Source organism: Aromatoleum toluolicum, assembly GCF_012911005.2.
Taxonomy (GTDB): Bacteria; Pseudomonadota; Gammaproteobacteria; order Burkholderiales; family Rhodocyclaceae; genus Aromatoleum; species Aromatoleum toluolicum.
Map to the genome: position 1 here is coordinate 1 of NZ_WTVS01000198.1, position 469 is coordinate 469.

General features: G+C 66.3%; 1 protein-coding gene. It reads left to right on the forward strand.

Annotation, left to right across the window (positions count from 1 at the left end; translation table 11 throughout):
* Positions 1–469 (forward strand): Bug family tripartite tricarboxylate transporter substrate binding protein (locus tag GPA27_RS28350; protein ID WP_256223147.1); only part of this gene is annotated, 469 nt, incomplete at both ends.

Consider the following 469-nt stretch of genomic DNA (forward strand, 5'->3'; position numbering starts at 1 on the left):
ACTGCGCCGCGCGCGAGTTGGGTCAGCCCGTCGTGGTGCAGAACAAGCCCGGGGCCAACGGCATCCTGGCCGTCAACTACCTCAAGGCCCAGCCTGCAGATGGCTATAACCTGCTGAGCATCGGCATGTCGCAGATGACCATCACGCCCTACGTCTACAAACAGCAGCCCTACGATCCGCTGCGCGACTTTGACGGCGTGGCGGTGCTGGGCACGTCGCCGCTGGTGCTGGCAGTGCCCGCAGGGCAGGGCATTGCCAGCCTGGCCGATCTGCAAAAGCTGGCGCGGTCCACGCCGGGCGGGGTCAACTTCGGGTCGCCGGGCAAGGGCAGCCCAGCGCACCTGCTGACCTCGGCGTTGATAGAAAAGCTGGGTGTGCCCGGCACCCATGTGCCTTTTGTGGGTGAGGGCGCGGGCCTCACCGCGCTCATGGGCCAGCAGATTCACGCGATGACGCTGGTGATTGGCAC